20 protein-coding genes and 4 tRNA genes are annotated in these 22883 nt (G+C 49.0%); 11 read left to right on the top strand and 13 right to left on the bottom strand.

Annotated elements, in window-relative coordinates; translation table 11 throughout:
- The first annotated feature begins 41 nt into the window (after positions 1 to 41).
- The 6 genes from FTU69_RS07235 to FTU69_RS07210 are packed head-to-tail and all read left to right on the top strand — an operon-like array spanning position 42 to position 6271.
- Entirely contained in the window at positions 42 to 2879 is a 2838-nt protein-coding gene (locus FTU69_RS07235; protein ID WP_168381968.1) for a monovalent cation/H+ antiporter subunit A, read from the top strand.
- A 2-nt stretch (positions 2880 to 2881) separates the two neighbouring features.
- On the top strand, positions 2882 to 3247 hold the full coding sequence (locus FTU69_RS07230; RefSeq protein ID WP_075167613.1) for a Na+/H+ antiporter subunit C: 366 nt from the start codon (positions 2882 to 2884) through the stop codon (positions 3245 to 3247).
- Positions 3247 to 5055 (top strand): monovalent cation/H+ antiporter subunit D, encoded by a 1809-nt coding sequence (locus FTU69_RS07225; protein ID WP_163143043.1) that lies wholly within the window; start codon positions 3247 to 3249, stop codon positions 5053 to 5055. Before FTU69_RS07230 ends, FTU69_RS07225 begins: the two co-directional genes overlap by 1 nt.
- A gap of 2 nt (positions 5056 to 5057) precedes the next feature.
- Positions 5058 to 5579, top strand: coding sequence for a Na+/H+ antiporter subunit E (locus FTU69_RS07220; RefSeq protein WP_005181800.1), 522 nt, complete (start codon positions 5058 to 5060; stop codon positions 5577 to 5579).
- On the top strand, positions 5576 to 5851 hold the full coding sequence (locus FTU69_RS07215; RefSeq protein WP_005181799.1) for a monovalent cation/H+ antiporter subunit F: 276 nt from the start codon (positions 5576 to 5578) through the stop codon (positions 5849 to 5851). Before FTU69_RS07220 ends, FTU69_RS07215 begins: the two co-directional genes overlap by 4 nt.
- 9 nt (positions 5852 to 5860) lie before the next feature.
- On the top strand, positions 5861 to 6271 hold the full coding sequence (locus tag FTU69_RS07210) for a Na+/H+ antiporter subunit G (protein WP_168381966.1): 411 nt from the start codon (positions 5861 to 5863) through the stop codon (positions 6269 to 6271).
- 200 nt (positions 6272 to 6471) lie between these two features.
- Here the strand turns inward: FTU69_RS07210 and FTU69_RS07205 are convergent, their stop codons facing one another.
- The 10 genes from FTU69_RS07205 to tpiA form a co-directional block, all read right to left on the bottom strand.
- Positions 6472 to 6876 (bottom strand): ribosome-binding factor A, encoded by a 405-nt coding sequence (locus FTU69_RS07205; RefSeq protein ID WP_005181793.1) that lies wholly within the window; start codon positions 6874 to 6876, stop codon positions 6472 to 6474.
- Positions 6876 to 9596: a translation initiation factor IF-2 gene (gene infB / locus FTU69_RS07200; protein ID WP_005181788.1), complete on the bottom strand. Its 2721-nt coding sequence runs from the start codon at positions 9594 to 9596 to the stop codon at positions 6876 to 6878. Before infB ends, FTU69_RS07205 begins: the two co-directional genes overlap by 1 nt.
- 10 nt (positions 9597 to 9606) lie before the next feature.
- Positions 9607 to 11091 carry a transcription termination factor NusA gene (gene nusA, locus FTU69_RS07195; RefSeq protein WP_005181786.1) on the bottom strand — a complete coding sequence of 495 codons (1485 nt, stop codon included), beginning with the start codon at positions 11089 to 11091 and terminating at the stop codon, positions 9607 to 9609.
- A 32-nt stretch (positions 11092 to 11123) separates the two neighbouring features.
- On the bottom strand, positions 11124 to 11648 hold the full coding sequence (rimP, locus tag FTU69_RS07190) for a ribosome maturation factor RimP (protein ID WP_005181784.1): 525 nt from the start codon (positions 11646 to 11648) through the stop codon (positions 11124 to 11126).
- 228 nt (positions 11649 to 11876) lie between these two features.
- Positions 11877 to 11953 (bottom strand) — tRNA-Met (locus tag FTU69_RS07185).
- Positions 11954 to 12097: 144 nt separating this feature from the next.
- Positions 12098 to 12174: transfer RNA gene (locus FTU69_RS07180), tRNA-Met, on the bottom strand.
- Positions 12175 to 12251: 77 nt separating this feature from the next.
- Positions 12252 to 12328, bottom strand: a tRNA-Met gene (locus FTU69_RS07175).
- 51 nt (positions 12329 to 12379) lie between these two features.
- A tRNA-Leu gene (locus tag FTU69_RS07170) sits at positions 12380 to 12464 on the bottom strand.
- A gap of 53 nt (positions 12465 to 12517) precedes the next feature.
- Positions 12518 to 12847 (bottom strand): preprotein translocase subunit SecG, encoded by a 330-nt coding sequence (secG, locus tag FTU69_RS07165; protein WP_005181783.1) that lies wholly within the window; start codon positions 12845 to 12847, stop codon positions 12518 to 12520.
- Between the two features lie 13 nt (positions 12848 to 12860).
- Positions 12861 to 13652 (bottom strand): triose-phosphate isomerase, encoded by a 792-nt coding sequence (gene tpiA / locus FTU69_RS07160; RefSeq protein ID WP_180103642.1) that lies wholly within the window; start codon positions 13650 to 13652, stop codon positions 12861 to 12863.
- 289 nt (positions 13653 to 13941) lie between these two features.
- On the opposite strand from tpiA, the gene pilB reads away from it, so the two are divergent.
- Genes pilB through coaE form a run of 4 tightly spaced genes read left to right on the top strand, consistent with a single transcriptional unit; the run spans position 13942 to position 18384 of the window.
- Complete coding sequence (gene pilB, locus FTU69_RS07155; RefSeq protein WP_005181778.1) at positions 13942 to 15648, top strand: type IV-A pilus assembly ATPase PilB; 1707 nt, start codon at positions 13942 to 13944, stop codon at positions 15646 to 15648.
- A gap of 30 nt (positions 15649 to 15678) precedes the next feature.
- A complete protein-coding gene (locus FTU69_RS07150) occupies positions 15679 to 16905 on the top strand; it encodes a type II secretion system F family protein (protein WP_016659656.1) in 1227 nt (408 codons plus the stop codon).
- A complete protein-coding gene (locus FTU69_RS07145) occupies positions 16905 to 17765 on the top strand; it encodes an A24 family peptidase (protein ID WP_005181774.1) in 861 nt (286 codons plus the stop codon). Before FTU69_RS07150 ends, FTU69_RS07145 begins: the two co-directional genes overlap by 1 nt.
- Positions 17766 to 17775: 10 nt before the next feature.
- On the top strand, positions 17776 to 18384 hold the full coding sequence (coaE, locus tag FTU69_RS07140; protein WP_180103641.1) for a dephospho-CoA kinase: 609 nt from the start codon (positions 17776 to 17778) through the stop codon (positions 18382 to 18384).
- Here coaE and FTU69_RS07135 read toward each other — a convergent pair.
- The 3 genes from FTU69_RS07135 to FTU69_RS07125 form a co-directional block, all read right to left on the bottom strand.
- Positions 18381 to 19301: a DMT family transporter gene (locus FTU69_RS07135; RefSeq protein ID WP_016659657.1), complete on the bottom strand. Its 921-nt coding sequence runs from the start codon at positions 19299 to 19301 to the stop codon at positions 18381 to 18383. The two genes, coaE and FTU69_RS07135, sit on opposite strands and share 4 nt — an antisense overlap.
- A gap of 17 nt (positions 19302 to 19318) precedes the next feature.
- A complete protein-coding gene (gene rlmB, locus FTU69_RS07130; protein ID WP_005181769.1) occupies positions 19319 to 20071 on the bottom strand; it encodes a 23S rRNA (guanosine(2251)-2'-O)-methyltransferase RlmB in 753 nt (250 codons plus the stop codon).
- A 105-nt stretch (positions 20072 to 20176) separates the two neighbouring features.
- Positions 20177 to 20500 carry a pyrimidine/purine nucleoside phosphorylase gene (locus FTU69_RS07125; RefSeq protein WP_005181767.1) on the bottom strand — a complete coding sequence of 108 codons (324 nt, stop codon included), beginning with the start codon at positions 20498 to 20500 and terminating at the stop codon, positions 20177 to 20179.
- Positions 20501 to 21211: 711 nt separating this feature from the next.
- On the opposite strand from FTU69_RS07125, the gene recN reads away from it, so the two are divergent.
- Positions 21212 to 22876: a DNA repair protein RecN gene (gene recN, locus FTU69_RS07120; protein WP_180103640.1), complete on the top strand. Its 1665-nt coding sequence runs from the start codon at positions 21212 to 21214 to the stop codon at positions 22874 to 22876.
- Positions 22877 to 22883 lie beyond the last annotated feature (7 nt).

The raw sequence follows: 22883 nt of genomic DNA, 5'->3' as shown, positions 1-22883 counted from the left end.
AAAGATAAGATTCACCCTTAGGTTTTGAACCTATCAAGACAATGGATACGAGTGTGCTATCGATTATTATATTGCTACCGCTGGTACTTGGCACAACCCTTGTCTCGTGGCTGAAGCAATTCTCGCGCGGGGTAACGGCTTTAGGGGCGATAGGAGTCAGTTTAAGCAGTCTGATCCTGTTACTGACTCAAGCAAAGGATGTCTTTAATGGCGCCACCATCATTCAGTCATGGTCGTGGCTACCCCAGTTAGGGATTGATTTAAGCTTTCGCCTGGATGCTTTAGGTTTATTATTTTCTTTGCTGATTACCGGTATCGGTACCCTCATCTTTATTTATGCTTATTATTATTTAAGCCCCAAAAACTCCCTCAGCAAACTGTATCTCCTGCTCATGCTGTTTATGGCAGCCATGCTCGGGATTTCATTGTCGAATAACCTGATTATCCTGCTGGTGTTCTGGGAACTGACCAGTATTTCCTCGTTCCTGCTGGTCGGTTACTGGAGCAATTACGAAGCGGCTCAACGCGGCTCACGTATGGCCCTAACCATTACCGGCATGGGCGGCCTGGCCATGCTGGGTGGTTTTGTCCTGCTCGGACAGATCACCGGCACCTATGAGCTGGACCAGATTCTGACCATGACCGATCAGATTCAGAGCCATGCGCTGTTTGTACCCAGTTTATTGCTGATTTTGCTTGGTGCCTTTACCAAAAGTGCCCAGTTCCCGTTCCATTTCTGGTTGCCGAATGCCATGGCGGCGCCAACGCCAGTCTCGGCCTATCTGCACTCCGCGACCATGGTGAAAGCCGGAATTTTCCTGCTGGCGCGTCTGCTGCCAATTTTTGCCGGCGCGGCGCTGTACCATAATCTGGTCACCTTTGTTGGTCTGTTTACCCTGTGTATCGCGGCTTTCTTTGCCATTTTCAAAGAAGATCTGAAAGGTCTGCTGGCCTATTCCACCATCAGCCATTTGGGCCTGATTGTCTGCCTGCTCGGGATTGGTTCTCCGCTGGCCGTAGCTGCAGCCATTTTCCATATTATTAACCACGCCACCTTTAAAGCGGCGCTGTTCATGATTGCCGGGATTATTGACCATGAATCCGGCACCCGTGATTTACGCAAACTGAGTGGCTTATGGCAGCTGTTACCGTTTACCGGTACGCTAACCATGATTACGGCTGCGTCGATGGCAGGTGTGCCTCTGTTCAACGGCTTCCTGTCCAAAGAAATGTTCTTTACCGAACTGCTGGCCAATTTAAGCGGACCGGTGGTGGTGATCTCGGCAATTGTCGCGACACTGGCCGGTATTTTTGCCGTGGCCTATTCGGTGCGCTTAGTGCATGGCGTGTTCTTCGATGGCCCGATTGGCAAAGACGTACCCAATAAAGATGCACATGAACCGCCAATGGGCATGCGCGCACCGGCCCTGATTCTGGCGATTTTATGTATTGCTGTCGGCCTGTTCCCTGCCCTGCTGGTTGAGCATCTGGTCAATAGCACCACCCGTGCCAGTACCCAGCTGATGAATTTTGAAGGCACCCATCTGGCCATCTGGCACGGCTTTAACCTGCCATTGCTAATGAGTGTGATTGCGCTGGTGGGCGGTCTGGTGATGTATTTTGCCCTGGCCAAAGGCGGCCGTATCCGCGAGATTGATCTTGATCCGGCATTGGGCCGCTTACAGGGACGGGTGTTATTTGACCTGTTCTTAAAAGGCCTATTGCTGAACTCGCGCCGCTTTAAACGCCTGACCGAAAACGGCTCCCTACAAAGTTATCTGTTCTGGATTCTGGTGTTTACCATTGCACTGGTGTCGGTGCCGCTGCTGAATCAGGGGATTGGTACCGGTACGCGTGAGCTGACCCAGGCACCTGCAATTGCCATTGTCTTGTGGCTGCTGTTATTCAGTGCCTGCTGGATGATGCTGTGGTTCCATCATGAACGGATTAAAGCTGTCCTGATCAGTGGCGCCGTCGGTCTGGTGGTAACCATGATCTTTGTAACCCTGTCGGCTCCGGATCTGGCCCAAACCCAGATTACCGTCGATGTGGTGACCACCGTGCTGTTACTGATGAGCCTGTCGCTGCTGCCACAATTAACCCCGTATGAGTCAAGCAGCACCCGCCGCTGGCGCGATGCCGGAATTGCAATTCTGGCCGGTGCTGGCATCAGCTGGCTGGCCTGGTTAATCATGACCCGTGATCACAACTCGATTTCATGGTTCTTTAACCAGCAGTCGATTCCACTGGGCGGCGGTACCAACGTGGTCAACGTGATTCTGGTCGACTTCCGTGGCTTCGATACCTTCGGTGAAATTACCGTACTCGGTATTGCTGCCATTGGTGCCCTCTGCCTGATGGATGGTATGCGTGCCCACGGCACCACCATGACGCAGGGCCTGACCTATCGTTTTAACCCATCTCCACTGATGCTGCGCATGACCGCTTCCTGGATTTTACCGGTGGCCCTAGTAATCAGCCTGTATATTTTCCTGCGCGGGCACAACCTGCCAGGCGGTGGCTTTATTGCCGGACTGGTCACATCAATGGCACTGATCATTCAGTACATTGCCATTGGTCAGGACCAAACCGAGCAAATGCTGAAAGCCAAATCCGGACGTTTATATGAAATCTGGATTGGTTCCGGTCTAACCATTGCCGGCATGACCGGGATTGCAGCCTGGTTCTGGGGCCGTCCATTCCTGACCAGCGCGCATATTTATGTCAATCCGCCGGTGATTGGTGAGCTGCATTTGGCTTCAGCGGCACTGTTTGATGTCGGGGTCTATGTCACCGTTGTCGGGGCAACCATGTTGCTGATTTCCGTGCTGGGCGACTCGCGTCACTCCAGTATGTCTGGTCCAATTCCTCGGGGGTAAGCATGATTAGTATCGAATTTTTAGTCGCAACCTCTGTAGGTTTACTGGTCGCCACCGGCGTGTACCTGATCTTAAGGGCACGTACCTTTCCGGTGGTACTGGGCCTGGCCATGATTGGTTATGCAGTCAATATTTTCCTGTTCGCCATGGGCCGGATTCAGCTGAATGCACCGGCCATTTTAACCACGGCAGCACAATCCACCGACCCTTTACCGCAAGCACTGGTGCTGACTGCTATTGTAATTGGCTTTGCCACCACCGCCTTTGTGGTGCAACTGGCCTTACGCAGCCGTTATGAATCGGGAACCGACCATGTGGATGCCAAAGATGATCCTGCTTTACTTGACCCACGTGAGGATGAGCCATAATGCATGACTTTATCCAATTCTGGGCGCAACACACTCCTATTCTCAGCATCCTGCTGCCGGCTTTTACCGGTTTTATTCTAGTGCTGCTGGGCAACCCGGGTTCGGGTTCGCTGTCGTATGACTGGCGCCAGCCGTGGCGTCGTGGCATCAGCCTGATTTCGACTATTCTCGGACTGGGCTTGGCGATCAGCTATCTGATGCTGGCCAAAACCGGCCAGATTACTGTCTACAACCTGTCTGAATGGTCAGCTCCATTCGGGATTGTACTGGTGCTGGATCAGCTGTCTGCGCTAATGCTGGTACTGACCTACGGTCTGGCCTTGCCAGTGCTGTGGTTCGCCTGCCAGCAATGGGATGAACGTGGTCGCTATTTCCATGCCATGTTCCATTTCCTGATGATGGGCTTGTGCGGGGCTTTCCTCACCGGCGATTTATTTAACCTGTTCGTATTTTTTGAAGTGCTGCTGCTGGCTTCGTATGTGCTGTTGCTGCATAGCCAAGGCAAACCGCGCTTTCAGCTTGGGGTGCATTACGTCACCATCAACCTGCTGGCTTCAGCGCTGTTCCTGATTGGTCTGGGCATGATTTACGGCAGTGTCGGCAGCCTCAACATGGCCGATGTGGCCCGTTTAATACCGACGCTGGCAGAAGATCAGCATCGTCTGGCGGTGGTCGGCGGCTTGATCCTGTTTATTGTGTTCGGGATTAAAGCGGCGATGCTGCCAGTCGGCTTCTGGTTACCGAAAACCTATGCCGTAGCAGCTACCCCTGTGGCGGCGATTTTTACCATTATGACCAAGGTCGGGATTTATGCGATTTTAAGGGTCAATGGGACGGTCTTTGATGATGAACTGAGTCAGAAAATTCTCAGCAACTGGTTATTGCCAATTGGCCTGATTACCTCACTGTATGGCGTCATCGGTGCAATTGGGGCAGAACGCTTACGCCGTTTTGTCGGTTTTATGATGCTGTCGTCGATTGGCACCATCCTGATTGCGATTGCCCTGTTTAGCACCCAGGCCTGGACGGCAGCGCTGTATTACTTGGTACACAGTACCTTAATTGCCGCGGCCTTCTATCTGTTCTGCGGCTGGGTCACGGCGCAGCGCGGTGAATTTAAGGATCACTTTAATATCGCCCCGCAAATGAAACAGCATAAAGTGATGTCAATTACCTATCTGCTGATTGCACTGATGATTGCCGGCCTGCCGCCTTTTAGTGGCTTCCTCGGTAAAGTATTCTTGTTACAGGCCACGGCTGATGCGCCTTATCAGGGCATTATTATTGCCGTGGTGCTGCTAGTTGGTTTACTCAGTATTCTGGCCCTGACCCGGGTTGGCTTTATCCTGTTCTGGCGCGCATCGCGTCCGGAAGATGATCCGGACAATGACGCCTATCACAGCTACCAGGCCTTGCCAGCCAAGGCCCCGAAAGGCAATGATAAGGCCATTTACCTGTTATTGGCAGCACTGGTGGCTTATGTGGTTTTTGCTAATCCAATCCAGCGTTATGCCTTTAGCACGGCCCAGCAAATGCAGAACAACCGTCTGTATGAAATGGCGGTGTTAAAGCAGGATGAAACCGGCCAGGTGATTAGCGTCCAGCCTTATGATCCAAACTATTTGCCAGAAACCAAATACAGTGGTGAAAAACCGGACCCGAATGCCAAGCTGATTCCGTATGTAATCAGTCCAAATACACTGGAAGGTGAGCATATTTCGGACTATAAACAACGTCAGATCAATCAGCAGATTGAGCAGGACGCCGCAAGCAACGACCTGCCACAACTTAAACCTATGGAGCCATAACTATGCAAAAGACATCGTTTTGGGATATCTGGCTGCCACATCCCTTTGTTTCGGTGATTGTGGCCATTAGCTGGTTGTTACTGGCACATAGTGTTTCTGCCGGCAATCTGCTGATGGCATTGATCCTGAGTATCCTGATTCCACTGATGGTCAAACCGTTTATTGCCCGCACCCCGAATATCCACTGGGTGCCAGCCTTTAAACTGTTCTGGGTGGTGGTCTGGGATATTATCCTGTCCAATATCCGCGTCGCCAAACAGGTGCTGGGACCCACCGATGCGCTGCATCCGAAATGGTTCCGTGTACCGCTGGAGACCGAGCATGAACAGGTCAATACCCTGCTGGCGATGATCATTACCACCACGCCGGGGACGGTCACGGCCGGTATTGACCAGGACCGTGGCGATATTCTGGTACATGCCTTAAGTACAGATGACGAAGAAGCTGAAATTGCCCTGATCAAGAGCCGTTATGAACAGCCGCTGATTGAAATCTTTAACGTCAAGACAGGAGCGGCCTCATGATGATATTGCCTTATGCGCTTGGCATCTGCCTGATTGCCATTGCCGGCTCGATGTTTATGTGCCTGATTCGCCTGATTATGGGACCATCAATTGTGGATCGTCTGCTGGCGCTGGATACCCTGTTTTTAAATGCGACCTGTCTGATTGTGGTGCTGGGCATTTACTGGACCAGTACTTCACTGTTTGAAGGTGCGTTACTGGTGGCGATGCTAGGCTTTGTTTCAACCGCTGCCCTGGCCCGTTACTTCACCTCTGGCCACGTGATTGATTAGGAGAACAGCATGCAACTGATGATAGAAATCCTGGTCTCCATTTTCCTGTTAATCGGCACCTTCTTTATGCTGGTCGGCGGAATTGGCATGATTCGTCTGCCGGACCTGTTTATGCGCCTGCATGCCCCGACCAAGTCCAGTACCTTAGGTCTGGGCAGCTTCCTGATTGCTGCCATTATTTATTCAGCTTATCTGGGTCGCTTCGGTTTTGCAGAAGTGCTGATTACCCTGTTTGCCTTTATTACCGCACCGGTATCGGCCAACCTGATGGCACAGGCAGCCCTGCATTTACGTCTGCGCTCGATGAGTGGTGAAGTCCCAGAAACCCTGGAACGTCCGCTACCATGGCAGCGCAGCCGTCGCCGTGCCTTTACAGATCGTGAACCGCTGGGCAGAATCAAACCCTCTAAAGACGAATAAGTCTTCGCGTCATCTTCTAAAAAACCTGACCCGGATTGTTCCTGGTCAGGTTTTTTTATGTGCTGTCTCAACCCACTGCCCTTGCCTGATTGCAATCTTAAAGCGCTTGTTTCTGCTGGAAGATAAGCAAGTCAAGCAATTATGAAGGACATAAAAAAGCCACCCGAAGGTGGCTTTTTTACATAGACCTGCTGGCCTACTTATTCTTCATCTTTTTTTGCATCGGCAGCTGGTAAATCTTTTACTGCTTCTGCAATCAGACCAAACATATAGTTACCGTAGGCATTGGTTTTGTCGTAATGGAAACGCAAACGCGGCGTAATCCGGGTCTTGATCCGACGGCTCAGCTCATGGCGTAGGAAACCGGAGGCTTTGTTAAGCACATCCAGGGTTTCCTTGTTTGCCGCTTCACTTTGCTCATCGCCAAGTTCACGACCCATTACGGTCACATACACTTCGGCATAGCCTAAATCTGGGCTGACTTTCACCGCCGAGATGGTCACCAGACCACCCAGACGTGGATCTTTCAGCTCCTGGCGGATCAGGTCGGACAACTCGCGTTGTACCGTATCTGCCATTCGCTTAAGACGCTGACTACCCGCCATTAAAGACTCCGTTTAATTAGTTGGACATCGTACACTTCAATCTTGTCTTGTACTTTGATGTCTTTATAGCCTTTGACTGCAAGACCACATTCCATACCGGCACGAACTTCTTCCACCACGTCTTTATAACGACGCAAAGATTCAAGTTCGCCCTGGAACACCACCACATCATCACGTAATACGCGAATCGGCTTGTTACGGTGTAAAGTACCTTCCAGTACCATACAGCCTGCTGCTGCACCGAACTTGCTTGAGTGGAATACTTCACGGACTTCCGCCACACCCAGAATTGTTTCACGGTGTTCTGGTGCCAGCTTGCCGCTCATCGCATCTTTCACGTCATCAATCAATTGATAGATGATCGAGTAGTAACGGATGTCGATACCATCGGCATCGGCTTTTTGACGTGCAGTATTGTCGGCACGAACGTTAAAGCCCAGCAGTACCGCTTCTGAAGATTCAGCCAGCGTTACGTCAGATTCAGTGATCGCACCGACACCTGAACCAATCACACGGACTTTCACTTCATCCGTTGAAAGCTCGGCCAGTGCCACGTGTAATGCTTCCAGCGTACCACGTACGTCAGTTTTCAGTACCACATTCACAATCGGCACATCTTTCTTGCCCATAGACGCCATGATGTTCTCAAGACGCATTGCAGACTGACGCTCAAGACGTTTCTGACGTTCACGATCCATACGCGCATCAGCAACTTCACGCGCTTTCTTCTCGTCATTGACCACCAGTACTTCATCACCCGCCATTGGCGCTTCTGGCAGACCCAGAATTTCCACTGGAATTGATGGACCGGCAGACTTGATGCGTTTACCGTTTTCATCGGTCATGGCACGTACACGGCCATAAGATGAACCGGCAAGTACCAAGTCACCGACTTTCAGGGTACCGTTTTGAACCAGAATCGAGGTCACTGCACCACGGCCTTTATCAACACGTGCTTCAATCACCACACCTTGTGCTGCACCTTCTTCAGAGGCTTTCAATTCCATCATTTCTGCTTGAATTGAAATCAGGTCTAGTAATTCGTCAATGCCGGCACCGGTATGCGCGGAAACTTTGGCGACTGGAACATCACCGCCCCATTCTTCAGGCACGATTTCCTTAGTGGTTAATTCGTTCAGTACGCGGTCTGGATCAGCCGAATCTTTGTCCATCTTGTTGATAGCAACAATAATTGGCGTACCTGCTGCACGCGCATGGTCAATCGCTTCTGCAGTTTGTGGCATCACGCCATCATCTGCTGCAACCACCAGCACCACGATATCAGTCGCTTTGGCACCACGTGAACGCATCGCGGTAAACGCGGCGTGACCCGGAGTATCTAGGAAGGTGATGATACCTTTGTCTGTTGTCACATGGTAAGCACCGATATGCTGGGTAATACCACCGGCTTCGCCTTGTGCCACTTTAGCACGGCGGATACGGTCAAGAAGCGAGGTTTTACCATGGTCAACGTGACCCATAATGGTAACAACAGGTGGACGCGTAGTTTGCTCACCACGTGCTTCTTCAGCTGCTTCCAGCAGGTTGTCTTCTGCCGCAGTTTCAGACACCAGCACCGGGTTATGGCCCATCTCTTCAACCACAAGCACCGCAGTATCCTGATCAATGGCCTGGTTTTGTGTGACCAGCTCACCCATCTTCATCAGGGTCTTGATTACTTCACGCACCTTGATCGCCATTTTCGCAGCCAAGTCAGCCACAATAATGGTTTCACCAATTTCTACATCATAAACCTGTTTTTTCACCGGTTTTTCAAAGCCATGCTTGTTGGCCTGACTGGTTTTTAAACCACGTTTATGCGAGTTGTCACGGAATGACTGTTCTTCACCACGACGGCCGCCTTTCTTCTGGCCACGGGTATCTTTGGTTCCGCCACCACGTTTGATTTCACGGTCTTCTTTGGCAAATGAATCTTCATAGGCCTGACCCACCAGACCTGCGGCCAATGGAGAATCATCAATTACGCGAATGGTCGGTGCAGCATCATCAGATGAATACTTCGATGCCATTTTACGCATTTGCTCAAGGGTACGTTGCTGCGCTTCTTCAGCTGCCTTACGACGTGCAGCTTCTTCAGTCGCTTTCAACTGTGCTGCCTGTTCTTCACGGGCGCGTTTTTGCTCAGGCGTTTCAACCACTTTAACCTGGGCTTTCACCACTGGCTTGTTGGTTGATTTACGCTTCACCACCACAGCGGCTTTAGAAGTTTCCTGTTTGGCGGTTTCCTGTTTCGCAGCAGCACGCATTGCTTCTAAGGCCTGTTTGGCTTTAGATTCACCTTTGCTGGCAGCTTCTGGCGCAGCTTTTGGCTTCGCCGGTTCACGGGCTTGCTGTTCAGCTGCTTTGGCTTCTGCTTCAGCCTGTGCTTTGGCCAAAGCTTCTGCTTTGATTTGCTCAGGGTCTGGCTTGACAAATGTATGCTTCTTGCGCACTTCTACATTAATTGTTTTCGCCTTACCTGACGTACTTGCCACTTTAGCAGTACTGGTAGTTTTACGTTTCAACGTGATTTGTCCTGCATTACCCGCATCTTGACCATGTACTTTTTTCAAGTGGGTCACGAGGGTATCTTGTTGTTCAGTGGAAATAATGTCGTCAGCTTTACGTTGCGGTAAACCTGCATCACGAACCTGCTCCAGGAGTTTCTCAACTGGACGTCCTACGCTGAGCGCTAACTCTTTAATCGTCTTGTCCGTCATACATTACCTCCTAGTTAAACCATGATTCGCGTGCTTTCATAATGAGTTGACCCGCTTTGTCAGCACCTAGACCTTCAATATCTGCGATATCGTCGGTGGCCTGGTCTGCCAAGTCATCAACGGTCACTACACCACGAGCAGCAAGCGCATAGGCGATCTCTTGTGTCATCCCTTCCATTGCCAGAAGTTCGTCACTCGGATCCTGAATATTTTCTTGCTGTTTTAACGCATCTGCCAAAGCCACTTCTTTGGCACGACTTTGCAATAATTCAACCAGCTCGGCATCAAGCTCAATTTCATCAAATGTTTCTGCTGGTACATAGGCAATCTCTTCCAGTGAAGTGAAGCCCATTTCAACCAGTGCCATCGCCAGGTCTTCTGCAATGTCCAAACGCGATACAAACATATCCAGATATTGCTGCGCTTCATTTTGCTGACGCGCGTAATATTCTTCTTCCAGCATCATGTCCAGTTTATAACCGGTCAGTTCAGATGCTAGACGTACGTTTTGACCTTGTGAACCAATGGCACGGGCCAATTGATCGCTGGTGGCAAAAATAATGTCAGCAGTACGTGCATCTTCATCAATCACGATACTCGATACATCAGCCGGCTCTAAAGCGCTGGCAATGTACTGTGCCGGATCATCTGACCACACCACCACATCAATACGTTCACCATTAAGTTCCTGCTGGACTGCCTGGATACGCGTACCACGCATACCAATACATGCACCAACCGGATCAATACGATGATCGTTGGTTTTCACTGCAATCTTAGCACGAACGCCTGGTTGACGCGCAGCCGCCTTGATTTCAATGATTTCTTCAGAAATTTCAGGAATTTCTTTTTTCATTAACGCCATCAGCATTTCAGGTTTCGCACGTGACAATAGTAATTGCGCACCACGACCTTCACGGTTGACGTTAAATAAAATGGCATTCACGCGCTGTTTTGGACGCAGAATTTCCTTTGGAATCATTTCTTCACGTGCCAGATACGCTTCGGCATTGTCACCTAAATCAATGATAAAGCCATCTTTGGTCTGCTTTTTCACTTCACCGTAAATCAGCTCGCCCACTTTGGCTTCATAAGCATCGGCAACGAGTGCACGTTCTGCTTCACGAATTTTCTGAACAATTACCTGTTTGGCAATTTGCGCCGCAATACGACCGAAATCAATTGATTCCACTTCAAGTTCGCGAATGTCACCAATTGACCACTGCGCCGGATCGACATCAGAAATCGCATCCTGACATGCTGGCATTTCATGATCTTCATCCGCCACCACTTCCCATTGACGGAAAGTACGGTAGTCACCTGTTTTACGGTCGATTTCTACACGTAAACGTGCTTCTTCCGCATTTGTGCCTTCGTAAAATTTCTTTTTCGTCGCAGCAACAAGAGCCTGCTCTAGCGCCTCAAAGATTGCTTCACGACTTACACCTTTTTCGTTACTAACCGTTTCAACGACGGTAAGAATTTCGCGTGCCATAAGTCACCTATTTTAGATTCTTATTTATTGAATTAATCTTGATAAACCAGATTGGCCTTATCGATATTGTGGCTGTCAATTTCCAGCACTTGCTGTTTTTCAACTTCAACCTGAATGGTTTCATTTTCAAGGTCAACTGCCACCAGTTTCGCCTGGAATTTACGACGGTTTTCTACCGCGCTAATCAAACGCAAGGCAATGGTCTGGCCAATATAGGCAGGAAGCTGTTCCAGCTGGAAAAACGGACGATCCCAACCTGGGGAAGACACTTCGAGTGCATATTCACCTGAGATCGGATCATGAACGTCCAAAATGGCGCCCACTTGCTGAGTCACGCGCACACAATCCTGTACGCCTACACCACGACCCTGCTCGAGTTCACCGTCTTCATTCAGGACCGGTGCGGCATTTTCATCAACCGCTTTGTCGATATAAATACGCAATAGTGAGCGTTTACCTTGTGGCAGGAATTCAATTCCCCACAAATCTACATCACAGGCTGCAACTGCGGGTGCAATCAAGTCCTGGAGTGCCTGGGTTTTATTTGATAGCTTCATTTACTCTCGTCATATGGGTGCGATTCAATGGCCTGATCTGACCACTACAGTCTCATTCAAGCTATAGTAGTAGTGAAACATGACACTTGAGTTTATGCCGTATCCGGCTCATATCGACACTACACGATAGCCAATAAAAAAGGGCGTAAATCGCCCCTATTATTACACAGAAAAACCAATGTCCACTGTGCAAAAAGGCCCACCTTGTTGTGAGCCTCTTAAGAAACTTGGTAGCGGGAGCTGGATTTGAACCAACGACCTTCGGGTTATGAGCCCGACGAGCTACCAGACTGCTCCATCCCGCATCAACGTGCAAAAATTATATACAAAATATGCGCAATTTTCAATGAAAATCGTATGTCATGTATATGGCGTTATTTATCGCTGAAGAATGAGTAACAAGCGTCAGATTCAACCAACATGAAATATATTACTCAACCATTAAAAAATGGTAGCGGGAGCTGGATTTGAACCAACGACCTTCGGGTTATGAGCCCGACGAGCTACCAGACTGCTCCATCCCGCATCAGCGTACAAATAACTCTTCTCAGCTCAAGAAACTTAAGCCGCCTTTTAAAGTTTGCATCTTTAAAAAGGATTGATTGGTAGCGGGAGCTGGATTTGAACCAACGACCTTCGGGTTATGAGCCCGACGAGCTACCAGACTGCTCCATCCCGCATCAACAGAAGTTTTGCTGCATACACCAAACTTATGTTCTGGATTATAAGTTTGGTGCGGAAGGGGGGACTTGAACCCCCACGCCCGAAAGCACTACCACCTCAAGGTAGCGTGTCTACCAATTCCACCACCACCGCAGCTGTGACGCATTCTAGTCGCATCACCGCGAAAAATAAAGGCCTAATTGCAATTATTCGCCAGTTTGAGGTGTAGTTGGTGAAGAATCAGGCAATGTTGCCGGCGCGGTTGTGGTCGCCGGAATTGATTTTAAACTGTAGGCATCGGTGGTTTGCTGTTTGGCAAATACCGCCAGGGTCAGACTGGTGATAAAGAACAAAGCCGTTAAAATTCCAGTCAAACGGGTCATAAAATTACCCGAACCAGAGGCACCAAATACGGTCGCCGCACCGCCGCCACCAAAAGAAGCACCAGCATCTGCCCCTTTGCCGTGCTGAACTAGAATCAGCACAATCATCAAGACGGCTAAAATAATATGTACTACCAGCACAAAAGTTTGCATGCTGAACTCCTAATTATTGTGTATTGGCAAAGGCCTGCGCAATTTGATGGAACGATGCCGCATTTAAAGAAGCACCGCCGACCAGTGCGCCATTAATATCTGGGCAGGCTGCTAACTCTACTGCATTTTCCGGCTTAACACTACCACCGTACAGAATAGCCATTTGCGGACCATAGCTGGTCAGCTGGGTCAGACCTTCACGAATTTTGGCATGCATGGCCTGTGCATCTTCAGGCGAAGCGGTTTTACCGGTACCAATCGCCCAGATTGGCTCATAGGCAATTACAATATTCTGCCACTGCTCTGCCTCAACCACTGCTGCAATGTCACAAATCTGCTGTAACACCACCTGCTCGGCCTGGCCACTTTCACGTTGCTGCAGGCTTTCACCGACACAGTAAATTACGGTCAGACCGGCTGCCAGTGCATTTTGAATTTTTGCATTTAGAATTTGCACATTTTCAGCAAAAATTTCACGGCGTTCTGAATGACCGACCAGTACAAAGCCAATCTGGCTGTCTTTTAATAGCTCGGCACTCACCTCACCAGTATAAGCACCTAAACCAGCAATACGTGAAACATCTTGTGCCACGATATACACCGGACGTACCGCAGTTTTCAGCTGTTCCTGAACACTGCCCAATGCGATTGCAACTGGCGCAACCCCTAAATGACACTGTGCGGCATCAATGGCCTGCTGTTCTAATAATGTTTTAAATTCTGAAACCAGCTGTTGCGCTTCTGCTTGCACTGGGTTCATTTTCCAATTGCCAATCACCCAAGGCGTAATCGCCGAACCCGACATACAATACCTATTCAAATACCTATGTTTCAATCGCGCACATTCTACACGTAAATCGGTTCAGGGCAGAACAATTTGTTGCAGCATTTTTAGATCTACAGTCTAAATAAGCCCATCTGAACACCGGCTTAACAAAAAATCTTTGCCGATTAATTGCGACTGGTTCATGCTTTTAGGGGATACTTAGGTGGTGACATCATTTTCAGATATGGTATTTTTATGCAACAAAAGTATAATTTTGTGATACCAATTATAAACAAACTTTTTTGATTTTTTTTAAGGACGTTGGGGAATGTCAGTACAACAAGCAATGCCTAGATTTACAGGTTTTATTCGGCGACTGGTCGAAGAAGGGCTTGTGACGGCTGAAAATATGCAGCAAGCCATTGTCGCGGCGAAAAAAGCCGAGACCGATATTGTGCCGTATTTAATTCAGCAGTTGCAGATTTCACCGCTGACCATTGCTGAAAAAATTTCCTATGAATTTGGTGAACCGATTTTTGACTTGGCGGTGTACGATTCGCGTCTGATTGTACGTGAAGGTCTAGATGAAAAACTGTTCACCAAATACCGAATTCTGCCCATTTTCCGACGTCACAATCAGCTTTATATTGCTACCAGTAACCCAACCAATATCGAAGCCATTGATGCGATCCGCTTTAACAGCAAGCTGAATATTGAAGTGGTGATTGTTGAGCATGACAAGCTGGAACGGCTGATTGAACAGAACTTTACCGAAGACAGCACCTTTGACTTTGATGAAGACTTTGATCTGGAAGTTGGCGACAACGCTCCCGAAACACAAAAAGATGACGATGAGCCACAAGGCGATGAAGCCCCAATCGTCAAATATATTAACAAGTTACTGGTCGATGCAATCCGTATGGGCGCCTCGGATTTACACTTCGAGCCTTATGAAAAAAGCTACCGGGTCCGTTACCGGATTGACGGCGTTTTGCGCCAGATTGCCAATCCTCCGTTACAACTGGCCACACGGCTCGCCTCACGTTTAAAAGTCATGTCACAAATGGACATCTCGGAAAAACGTATTCCGCAGGATGGCCGGATCAAGCTCAAGCTGTCAAAAAACAAAGCCATCGACTTCCGTGTCAACTCACTGCCCACCCTGTTCGGGGAAAAAATTGTACTGCGTATTCTCGATCCATCTAGTGCCATGCTGGGGATTGATGCACTCGGTTATGAACCGGAGCAAAAAGAGCTGTTTATGGAGGCGCTGGACAAACCACAAGGCATGTTGCTGATTACCGGTCCGACCGGTTCCGGTAAAACCGTGTCTTTATATACCGGCTTAAATATCCTCAACCGCGAAGACACCAATATTTCTACCGCCGAAGATCCGGTAGAAATTAACCTGGAAGGCATCAATCAGGTCAACGTCAACCCCAAAGTGGGTCTGACCTTTGCCGCAGCACTAAAATCATTCCTGCGTCAGGATCCGGATATTGTCATGGTCGGTGAGATCCGTGACCTGGAAACCGCAGAAATTGCCATTAAAGCCGCACAAACCGGTCACATGGTCATGTCGACGCTGCACACCAACAGTGCACCCGAAACCCTGACCCGTTTACGCAACATGGGCGTCCCTTCATTTAACATCGCCACCTCGGTGAACCTGGTGATTGCCCAGCGTCTGGCACGTCGTCTCTGCCAGAAATGCAAGGCCCCGGTGGAGATTCCACGCCAGAGCCTCTTGGAACTCGGTTTTACCGAAGAAGATTTAAACCAGCCAGAGTTCCAGCTGTATCAGCCGGTTGGCTGCCCGGAATGTCGTGAAGGTTATAAAGGCCGTGTCGGGGTCTATGAAGTAATGAAAGTCACCCCGGAAATCTCACGCATTATTATGGAAGATGGTAATGCCTTGCAGATTGCAGCAGCCTCGGCAAAATCTGGGTTTAACAATTTACGCCGTTCAGGATTAATCAAGGTCATGCAGGGGGTCACTTCTTTACAGGAAGTGAATCGTGTGACCAGCGAATAGATGAAGCATTTAAAATAAGGATAAACACGCATGGCTGTCAAAAAAGCACAGATGATGCCCACCTTTATTTATGAAGGGATTGACCGCAAAGGGGCAAAACTTAAAGGGGAACTGCCAGCACGTAATATGGCGCTGGCCAAGGTCACGTTGCGCAAGCAAGGGATCACCATCAAAACCATCCGCCAGAAGAAGAAAAATATTCTTGAAGGCTTGATGAAGAAAAAAGTCTCGACCCTGGACATCACGATTTTTACCCGCCAGCTGGCGACCATGATGAAAGCCGGTGTACCGCTGGTGCAAAGCTTTGAAATTGTGGCTGAAGGTCTGGAAAACCCGGCCATGCGTGAAGTGGTATTGGGGATTAAAGGCGAAGTCGAAGGGGGCAATACCTTTGCTGGTGCACTGCGTAAATATCCGCAACATTTCGATAATCTGTTTTGCTCGCTGGTTGAATCGGGTGAACAGTCGGGTGCTCTAGAAACTATGCTGGACCGGGTAGCGATCTATAAAGAAAAGAGCGAATTACTCAAACAAAAAATCAAGAAAGCCATGAAATACCCGGCAACGGTGATTGTGGTGGCGGTGATTGTCACCATTATCCTGATGGTCAAAGTGGTGCCGGTGTTTGAAGAACTCTTCACCTCTTTTGGTGCCGACTTACCAGCCTTCACCAAAATGGTGGTGAATATGTCGCAGTGGACCCAGAAATACTGGTTTGTGCTGATTATTGTGGTCGGCTTTGCCATTGCAGCTTTTCTGGAAGCCAAGAAACGCAGCAAGAAATTCCGTGACCTGCTGGACAAAGCCGCCCTGAGAGCACCAATTTTTGGTGATCTGGTGTATAAGGCGATTATCGCGCGTTATAGTCGTACCCTGGCCACCACCTTTGCTGCCGGTGTTCCCTTAATTGATGCACTGGAATCCACTGCCGGCGCCACCAACAACGTGGTTTATGAAGAAGCAGTAATGAAAATCCGTGAAGATGTCGCCACCGGTCAGCAGTTGCAGTTTGCCATGCGGGTCACGGATAAATTCCCATCCATGGCCGTGCAGATGGTTGCGATTGGTGAAGAATCCGGTGCGCTGGATGCGATGCTGGATAAAGTCGCTACTCACTACGAAAACGAAGTCGATAACGCCGTCGATGGCTTAACCTCGATGATGGAACCACTGATTATGGCCGTTCTCGGGATTCTGGTCGGCGGTCTGGTGGTCGCGATGTATCTCCCAATCTTCCAAATGGGCTCTGTGGTTTAATGCAAGAATTCATTCATTATCTGATTCAACACCCAACTGCGCTGTATTTCGTAGTTGGGATTTTTAGTTTATGTATTGGCAGTTTTCTGAATGTGGTGATTTACCGCACGCCAAAAATGATGGAACAGGAATGGCGCAATGACTGTCAAATGCTGCTGCATCCTGAACAGGCCATCATTGATGAAAGCAAAATCAGCCTCAGTCAGCCAGCCTCGACCTGTCCGAAATGCCACAGCCCGATTCGCTGGTATCAGAATATTCCAGTAATCAGCTGGCTGCTTCTACGTGGCAAATGTGGCCAATGCCAAAACCCGATCAGTATTCGTTATCCTTTTATTGAACTGCTGACCGCAGTGTGTGCCTTAACCGTAGTCGCGGTTTTTGGCCCGACCCTGCAAATGCTGTTTGGCCTGGTGTTGACCTATGTGTTAATTGCCCTGACCTTTATTGATTTTGACACCCAGCTGCTGCCTGACCGCTATACCCTCCCCCTGGCTGCACTCGGCTTGGGGGTGAACAGCTATGCCCTGTACACCTCCGCTAGCTCTGCCATTTGGGGATATATCATTGGCTTTTTATGTCTGTGGGTGGTGTATTACCTGTTTAAGCTGGTGACTGGCAAAGAAGGTATGGGCTATGGCGATTTTAAATTGCTGGCCGCCTTAGGTGCCTGGATGGGCCCGCTGATGCTGCCGCTGATTGTGTTGCTATCTTCTCTGGTTGGTGCAATCATTGGCATTATTTTGCTGAAAATCCGCAAAGAGAACCAGCCTTTTGCCTTTGGCCCTTATATTGCCATTGCCGGCTGGATCGCCTTTTTGTGGGGTGATGCAATCATGAAGCTTTATTTAGGTCAATAAGGACAACAGGATGACATTTGTTTTGGGTTTAACTGGCGGCATTGGCAGCGGTAAATCGGCAGCAAGTCACTGGTTGGAAACCCAAGGCATTGTGGTGGTCGATGCAGATGTGGTGGCACGTGAAGTGGTTGAGCCAGGCCAGCCGGCCCTGACCCAGATTCATCAGGCCTTTGGCGACTGGGTCCTGCTCAATGGCGAGCTCAACCGCCGTGCCTTACGCGAGCATATTTTTAAAGAACCGGCAGCACGCAAAACCCTGGAAGCGATTACCCATCCGGCCATTCGCCAGTCGATCATCCAGCAGTTACAGGCAGCCCGCAGTGCCTATGTGGTGCTGGTGTCTCCACTGTTATTTGAAAGCAACCAGCATGAACTGACCCAGCGCAACCTGTTAATTGATGCCTCTGAAGAACTGCAGATTCAACGCGCCTCACAACGCGATGGACAAAATATCGAACAAATTCGCAAGATTATTCAGGTACAGATGTCACGCGCAGACAAACGCCAGCGAGCAGATGATATTGTGCTGAATGATGGTCATCTAGAACATCTCTATGCCCAACTACAACCCTTACATCAACACTATCTGACTTTAGCGCAACAGCAGCAGTCGGTTTAAGACGGCTTGTTTTGTCGTTCGATTTGCTGGCTTAAGCTGTCTTTCCGGCCCCACCAGCGCCATGGCTGTAATGCCCCAATACCCATACCAAGCAGACCACAAACAATTGCCAGACTCAAAGGCTCATTCAGTAGCGGCACTGCCAGAATAGCCGCAATAAAAGGCGCCAAAGTCACAATACTGCCAGCCTTAAAAGCACCTAAACGCTTAATCGCTTCGACATAGCTGAGCGTGGCAATAATCACCACAAAAATTCCATGAAACAGGGTCTGGCCGATTAAATGCAGTGGTTCGGGACCACTCAGGTTTTTTGGAAAAAATAGCCAATAAATAGGCACATACACCAAAGCTGACCAGATGGCTACACTGGCCATAGAATGCCAGGCCGACAGCTTCCATTGCCGCAACAGCACCGTAAAGACGCCCCACCATAAGGCACTCAGGAAAAACAGCAGATCGCCAAAACCGAAAGCAACACCGGTTTCCTGATACATCAGCAGACTCATGGCAGCAATCGCCAGCAGCATGATCAATACGCTGATCCAGGTATGCCGGTCAAAGGGCTGTCGAAACAGCAACCAGGCCGCCAGTGCAGTACATAAGGGAATACAGCCATTCAAGAAAATCGCCGCATGCGCCGCTGGCACAAAATGAAATGCACTATAAGCCGTCAGGCAGTAACCGACACCGCCAATCATCGCCAGGATAAAGGACTGTCGGGTCCATAAAAATGCCGTATCTTTGCGATATAGCAAAACCGGCATCAGCAGGCAAAAGGCCAGCATAAAACGCAAGGCCACCAGATCCCAAGCACTAATGCCCCACAGAGCACTTAAACGAGTACTCAGGGTAAAGCCACCCCAAATACACATGGTGATGGCCAGTAACAGATAGCCTTGCTGACGCGCGTTGATCATTAAGATGGAAAGAGCGCTTAAGCCGGTTGACGCTGACGGCAGGCTTCATACAGCGCCATGCCAGTGGCCACACTAACATTCAGACTTTGCAGATTGCCCATCATCGGGATATACACGGTTTGATCACACTGCGACTGGGTGATTGGGCGCAAACCGGTATCTTCGGCTCCCATCACCACACACACCGCCGTACCGGTGAAGTCAAACTTCTGGATCGGCAAGGCTTTTTCATCCAGCATGGTGCCGACCACGCGTACATTAAACTGCTCTTTGATTTGCCCCAAAGTACGGGCCAGATTGGTAACCTGAATAAATTTAACTTTCTCGGCGCCACCAGCAGCCACTTTACGCGCCGTTGGGGTCAGGCTGGCTGAACGGTCACGCGGTACAATCACCGCTTCTACACCCATGGCTGCTGCCGTACGGATACAGGCGCCCAGATTATGCGGATCGGTGACCTGATCCAGAGCCAGTAACAGTGGCTGATTGGACTGCTGCAACAGCTGTTCCAAATCTTTTTCATTTAAGGTTGGATGCGGACGCACCGCAGCCACCACGCCCTGATGAAATGGCAAACCGGCCAGTTTTTCCAGGCTGTCACGACTGGCTTTTTGTACGCTAATACCAAACGGCTCTGCCAGTTCCAGAATACGCTGTAAACGCTGGTCATCACGACCTTTGAGGGTAAACAGGGTTAATACACGCTCCGGTTCAAGTTCTAACAATGACTCTACCGAATGAACGCCATAATAATATTCTGGTTTTGCCATGAATGACCTCAACGCTGTGCTGTAAATCCAAAAGAAAAATCCTGCAAAGGAAACTTTACAGGATTTCTGTGTCGGCCTAGTTTAACCGATTTGGGCTAAAAATGCTTAGCCTTCTAAATGACAAACGTAGTCCAGTACATCATCAGTTTCAATCTTAAAACGGCTGTTGCCCGGTACATAAAAAGACTGACCAGCGCGGAAAAGCTCACTTTCTTCACTATCGGCGATTTGCACACGACATTCACCTGAAATAATTTCCATCCGTTCAGGAACATGCGTTTCGAAAGTTAAGGCTTGTTCAGTCGGTAAAATCACACCCAGCGTCTTTTTGGTGCCATCTTCAAATTGCACCGTATGACTAATGCAGAGCCCGCCAAAATAAACATTGGATTTTTTTACCACTGATACATGATCAAACTGAGCTGACATGCGTATTCTCCAGCTAACGCGTTTTTATATTTTATGATTGAGGTAGTGTAATGCTGCCTACTGAACTAATCAATCAATCTTCATCTAAGGTAAATCACTCTATTTCCTGTCGTTTCAGGCAAGTCATTTTGCCTGGCACGCGAATAAATTCACCTCATTTTTGCGAGAGTCTAAATCAACTTTCAGGCAAGTACAAATACCTTTTAATCGCAGATGAACTAAAGTTCAACGCCCCCATTGCACTCTCCGACCATCTGTATTTTCAGCCTGACAAATCCTGCGCCGAACTGGTTCAATTCGGGTTATGCATCTGACTGATTTTCATCTGAATCTCTAAATATAGTGAGCACTTTTCTGCTCGTTTTCAGCTTGTCTGATAATCATAAAAAATTTGCTGATTGGCAGATAAAGTTATGCAACATTCTGCCGACGCTGTATTGCAAACACATGAAACTGGACACAGTTTTCTGTTTCAGATGAAGATAACAGCTGATCTTTCGATTGCAACAGTAGCGACTTGATCTACATGGTGGATATAGAACCTCTGCTCACAGCATGCCGCTGAATATTCTGTACCGAGAAGTTTTATTTTTCTGCAAAAATTAAGCTAGAATGATTGTGTTTTTTCAATTGCTTAAAATAAAGGGCAATGCTTTGCACTGCCCAACCTGACATTCTTCAACTCAAACTTTTCGCAGCCTGGATGCGTTTATGCTGACACATTTAACCCTGATCAATTTTGCCTTAGCCGACCGTTTAGCCATTGATATTGAATCTGGTTTTAACGTCCTGACCGGGGAAACAGGTGCCGGAAAATCATTATTGCTGGATGCACTTTCGGCCTGTCTAGGCGAACGCACCGACACCAATTATGTTCGTTATGGCGCAGACAAGGCCGATGTCACTGCCACCTTCAGCTATCATGACGGTAGTCCAGAAGCCGAGTGGCTAAAACAGCAGGAACTGGATGATGAATCGGGCGAAATTCATTTACGCCGGGTAATTTTCGCCACCGGACGCAGCAAGGCCTGGATTAACGGCCGTCCGAGCAGTCTGTCTGAGCTCAAAGAAATTGGCCGTTTGCTGGTGCAGCTGTATAGCCAGCACAGCCAGCAGCAGCTGTTAGAACCGCCTTATCCAAAACACTGGCTGGATCGTTATAGCAATTTTTATGCGCCAGCCCAGGCCGTACGCGATGCCTATAGCCAGTGGCAAAAAGATATTCGCCAGCATCAGGCGGCTTTGGATGCCCAGGCGACGCGTAAACAGCGCATCGACACACTGGAATTGCAGCTGGAAGAATTAGAAGAAGTGGTCCAGGTCGATTATGCCAATATTGAACAGGAATTTGATCGCTTAAGCCATCATGAAGCGATTATGCAGGATTGTGCCTATAGTCTGAACGGGCTGGATGAAGCAGAGCCAAACCTGAGCCAGGAACTGTCCTCGATTTTACGGCGTCTGGAAAGCCATGCCGGCCGCAGTGAACAGCTGTCAGAAATTTATACTTCCCTGCTGAATGCGCAAAGTGAAATTGAAGATGCCACCGCCAGTTTGCGTCATTTTATTGACCGGCAGAGTTTCGATCCGGAGCGGATGGAAGAACTGAATTCCAAACTGGAAATTTTCCATCGTCTGGCCCGTAAATATCGCACCCAGCCAGAATTATTGAAAACCGAATATGACAACTGGCAGGCCGAGCTGGAACAGCTGCATCAGCTGGAAGATCCGGAAACCTTGGCCGAACAGGTCGAAGTGTCCTATCAGGACTTTTTGGCCAAGGCCGAACATTTAGACCAGATTCGACGTGAAGCTGCCGGACCTTTGGCCAAACAGCTGACCGAACAGGTGAAACAGCTGGCCTTACCAGAAGCACATTTTGAATTTAAATTTGAGCCTTTAGAGCAGCCATCGAGTGAAGGCTTAAGCTTTATCCAGCTGCTGTTTACAGCCAATAAAGGTATTCCAGCACAACCACTGGCGCGTGTCGCTTCGGGCGGTGAACTGTCGCGTATTGCGCTGGTGATGCAGGTCATGAATGCTGAAAAAACCGAAGCAGAAGTGCTGGTGTTTGACGAAATTGATGTCGGGATTAGTGGCGGTACTGCGGAAATTGTGGGTCGTTTACTGGCCGGTCTGGGGCAGCACGTACAAATCCTGTGTATTACCCATCAGGCGCAGGTTGCGGCTCAGTCTGACCAGCACCTGCTGGTGAAGAAACAGCAGACTGATCCGGCCAGTAGTACTATTTTAATGCTGCAAGAAGAAGAGCGGATTCTGGAACTGGCACGGATGACTGGTGGCGTCGAAATTAACGAAACCACCTTGCAGCATGCCAAGCAGTTACGTCAGCTCAAGTTTCAATCTGGCGCATAAAATCACT

This window comes from Acinetobacter sp. YH12134, assembly GCF_013418555.1.
In the GTDB taxonomy this organism is placed as follows: Bacteria; Pseudomonadota; Gammaproteobacteria; order Pseudomonadales; family Moraxellaceae; genus Acinetobacter; species Acinetobacter indicus.
Note: the sequence above shows the minus strand (reverse complement) of the source record. Positions and strands in the feature narration are given on the sequence as shown.